The sequence below is a fragment of the Serratia inhibens genome (assembly GCF_003591175.1).
GTDB classification, from domain to species: Bacteria; Pseudomonadota; Gammaproteobacteria; order Enterobacterales; family Enterobacteriaceae; genus Serratia; species Serratia inhibens.
On record NZ_QYYG01000029.1, the window covers coordinates 1 to 378 of the forward strand.

Consider the following 378-nt stretch of genomic DNA (forward strand, 5'->3'; position numbering starts at 1 on the left):
TTTTCGGTTATGACTAACCGGTGATAATGTCTTTCACTCATTATCGGATGGCGTCCCCAAGGGGATTCGAACCCCTGTTACAGCCGTGAAAGGGCAGTGTCCTAGGCCTCTAGACGATGGGGACACGGAAATTGCTTAGCAAATCACTGATTTGCTATTTCCGTGTAAAGGCGCGAATTTGCTGGCAAATTCAAGCGACCGATGTGTTAACCACTCAGTCGCTTCAGGCGCCTTTCAACGAAAGGGTTTTCTTGCTCATTACTTTTCTATCAGACAATCTGTGTGAGCACGCCACTCGAATCAATATCATTAGGTAAGGAGGTGATCCAACCGCAGGTTCCCCTACGGTTACCTTGTTACGACTTCACCCCAGTCATG

Annotated in this window: 1 tRNA gene and 1 rRNA gene; both read right to left on the reverse strand. The window is 47.9% G+C overall.

Features of this window, described 5'->3' with window-relative positions:
- Positions 1–48: 48 nt before the first annotated feature.
- Positions 49–124 (reverse strand) — tRNA-Glu (locus D4100_RS25515).
- A gap of 190 nt (positions 125–314) precedes the next feature.
- A 16S ribosomal RNA gene (locus D4100_RS25520) occupies positions 315–378 on the reverse strand; the annotation flags it as partial.